The following is a 3,537-nucleotide window of genomic DNA, read 5'->3' on the forward strand; positions in this document are numbered from 1 at the left end:
GTGTTCGTGCCCGGCGCGGGACAGCTCGACGCGCTTCGGCGAGGCGTGCCAGTGGACCAGGAGGGGCATCCGCCGCCGCTCGCGCACGTGGAGAACGCCGACCTCAAGCGCGCGCGCGCCTATCCGATGCAGCCGCCGACCATCCCGCATGCCATCGACGGCTACCAGGTCGACAGGAACAGCAACCGTTGCATGCTGTGCCATGCACGCGCCAACGCGGCCACGTTCCAGGCGCCGCCGGTCAGCGTGACCCACTACATGGACCGCGACGACCAGTTCCTGGCGACCGTCTCGCCGCGCCGCTACTTCTGCAACCAGTGCCACGTGGTGCAGACGGACGCGCCAGTGCTGGTCGCCAACCAGTTCCGCGACATCGACAGCGTGCTGTCGGTGCCGCCGACCGCGAAGGAGTAGCCCATGTGGTCACGGATGAAGCGGGAGGGGCTGGCGTTCTGGCGCACGCTGCGGCTTCCCAGCCGGCACTACAGCCTCGGCTTCCTGACGGTGGCCGGGTTCCTGGCGGGCGTGATTTTCTGGGGCGGCTTCAACACCGCGCTCGAGGCGACCAACACCGAGGCGTTCTGCACCAGCTGTCATGAGATGCAGGACAACGTGTTCGAGGAACTGAAATCCACCATCCACTACAGCAACCGCTCCGGTGTGCGCGCCACCTGTCCGGACTGCCACGTGCCGCACAACTGGACCGACAAGATCGCCCGCAAGATGCAGGCCTCCAAGGAAGTCTGGGGCAAGCTCTTCGGCACCATCAACACGCGCGAGAAGTTCCTCGACGAACGCCTGATCCTGGCGACCCATGAATGGAACCGGTTGAAGGCCAACGATTCGCTGGAGTGTCGCAACTGCCACGACTACGACTCGATGGATCTCACCCGGCAGGGATCACGTGCTGCGCAGGTGCACAAGCTGTGGTTGGGCACCGGCAAGAAGACGTGCATCGACTGCCACAAGGGCGTGGCCCATCGCCTGCCGGACATGACCGGCGTACCGCAGGGGTAGGCACGCCGGGTGCGCGCGGAACACGATCAATGCCTTCTTCTGTCCGTAAGGTGACATCAGTAGGAGTAGGAAGGCATACGATGGCGTCCAAAGTAGTCCGTTACCAGCAGGTCGAGAAGTGAGTCAAAAAGTGAGTCGCGGCTCGCTGTGGGACGCGCTAATATAAGCAAATACAATCACTTAGATATGAAATGCGATTGATGGTGGGCCCACCAACCGCTTGAGGCTGTCAGGCCTTGTCGTGCCTCGCATGCCGAAGCAGGGCTTCGCCTCTGGTGGGTCGCGACGACCGTCGTGACAGCGAACTTCCTTCGCGGGAAGGCGTCGACGTCGACAACCCGGTACGCGTGCGCAGTCCGRGTACGGTGTGCGGCAGCGTCGGCGAGATCCGGGCCGGCCGTGTTTGCAGTGAATCCCTTTCCCTTGGATCGAACATGCGCCTGCTGGCCGGATGCGAATTGACCGTCGAATGCCTCGAAGACTGCGCGGTGGTCGCGATGCTGCGGCCGCGCAGCGGCGAGTCGCAGTGGTTGGTCAGCGAATCCTATTCCTTCGATCCCCATGTTCGGCCGACGGAGTACGTCGATGTGTTCGGCAATCTGTGCCAGCGCTTCGTGGTGCCGCGCGGGCGCATGCGGATACGCGCGGAGCTCGAGGTCGAGACCGAGCGGGACATCGCCATCGCGCCTTGGGTGGCGCCGACACCTGCGGCACGGCTGCCCGATCACGCGCTGCAATACCTGCTGCCGAGCCGCTACTGCCCGAGCGATCGTGCGTTCGAGCAGGCGCAGGCCATCGTGGACGCAGCGGACCCGCGCAACGGCCAGGTCGGGGCCATCGTGGAATGGATCCGCGCCCATATCGCCTACCGGTACGGGGTCAGCGATGCCACCACGGATGCGCTCGGCACGCTCGAGGCGGGTGCCGGCGTTTGCCGCGACTACGCGCATGTCGGGATCACCTTGTGCAGGAGCCTGCGAATTCCGGCCCGCATGGTGGTGGGTTATCTGCATGGCCTGGAGCCCATGGACCTGCACGCGTGGTTCGAGGCGTTCCTGGATGGCCGTTGGTACACGTTCGACCCGACCCAGTCCGCCCCCCGCGGTGGCCGGATCGTGGTCGCGCACGGGCGCGACGCCGCCGACGTGGCGTTCCTGACGAACTACGGTTGGCTGCAGACCGTGGACATGCAGGTGTGGGTGGGTGAGCGGATGGGCGAGGCGCCTGCTTCGTCGTCGAGCGGATAGCGTTCGGTCGCCGTCCACCTGCTTCCGCGGAGTGGTGGGCTTCTGGTCTCTGATGCACGCGCGCTGTCGACCGATCGCCGCGACCGTGCGTCGGTGCCGCGCTTCCCATGACTCCTGGCGTCGCGTTGACCATGCCTGCACATGCGATCGGACAGCATGCGCGCTCGCCGCGGCCGCTGCGGAACGCCGGAGGCGCATGCTGTGATGTTTCGCCGTGCCGGGCGGCACCCGCGCCGGCTCGTATAGACTGCGCCGAGGCTGCGGGACGCTCGGTCCCGTCCCGGGTTCGCCCACCGTTTGCCGGTCCGTCCCGAGGAACCCTCCGATGCCGCATCGATCCCCCGATCTTTCTCTGGACACCCTGGACAGCGAGCGCGTCCGCGTTGCGTTGGCCGCAGGCGCCATCATCGGAACCTGGTTCTGGGACGTGCAGTCCGACACCGTGACGGTGGATCCGGCCCTTGAGCGCAGCTTCGGCCTGGAACCGTCGGGCGACCGATGGAAGCTGCACGACCTGATCCAGTCCGTCCATCCCGAGGATCAGGGCGGCCTGGAAGCCGCCATCGGCGACGCGATGGCTCGGGGCGGCCAGTACCTGCACCGGTATCGGACCCGCGGGGGCGAGGAGGGGTGGCGGTGGGTGGAGGCGCGGGGCTGGGTGGATCTCGACGCGCACGGCGCCGCCGTCCGCTTCCCCGGCGTGCTGATCGACATCAGCGAGGCACGCCGCGTCGAGGACGCGCGCGACCGCGCGGAGAGCCTGCTCAATACGTTCGTGGAAGCGGTGCCGGGCGTCGTCTACGCCAAGGACAGGCAGGGTCGATTGCTGATCGGCAACCGCGGCACGACCGAGCTGATCGGCAGGCCGCCCGAAGAGTACCTGGGCCGCACGGATGCCGAACTGCTGGATGACCCGGCGCAGGCCGCCGCGATCATGGCGGCGGACGCGCGCATCATGGCCTCCGGCAGGATCGAGCAGCTGGAAGAGGAAGTGAGCTACCCCGACGGCCGGCGCGCGTTCTGGCTGTCGACCAAGGCGCCGTTGCGGGACGCGCAAGGCGAGATCGTCGGCCTGATCGGTGCCTCGCTCGACATCACCGACCGGAAGGCGGTCGAAGCCAGCCATCGGGAGATCGAGGAGCGCTACCGCCTTGCCGCGCTCGCCACCAGCGACGCCATCTGGGACTGGCGGATGGTGGACGGGCATGTGATCTGGAACGAAGCGCTGGCGACGCTGTTCGGCCACGATCGGCTGGAGAGCAGTGCGCAATGG

The 3,537-nt window shown here is 66.9% G+C and carries 4 protein-coding genes; all 4 read left to right on the forward strand.

What is annotated here, in order from left to right; translation table 11 throughout:
- Positions 1-414: nitrate reductase cytochrome c-type subunit (locus AC04L7_RS14595; protein ID WP_475513278.1), on the forward strand; the 414-nt coding region annotated here is incomplete at its 5' end.
- Between the two features lie 3 nt (positions 415-417).
- Positions 418-1,017: a NapC/NirT family cytochrome c gene (locus AC04L7_RS14600; RefSeq protein ID WP_435996505.1), complete on the forward strand. Its 600-nt coding sequence runs from the start codon at positions 418-420 to the stop codon at positions 1,015-1,017.
- Positions 1,018-1,451: 434 nt separating this feature from the next.
- Positions 1,452-2,264, forward strand: coding sequence for a transglutaminase family protein (locus tag AC04L7_RS14605; protein ID WP_435996507.1), 813 nt, complete (start codon positions 1,452-1,454; stop codon positions 2,262-2,264).
- Between the two features lie 325 nt (positions 2,265-2,589).
- Positions 2,590-3,537 (forward strand): PAS domain-containing protein (locus AC04L7_RS14610; protein ID WP_475513279.1); only part of this gene is annotated, 948 nt, incomplete at its 3' end.

The organism is Pseudoxanthomonas sp. LjRoot204_2, from assembly GCF_056175765.1.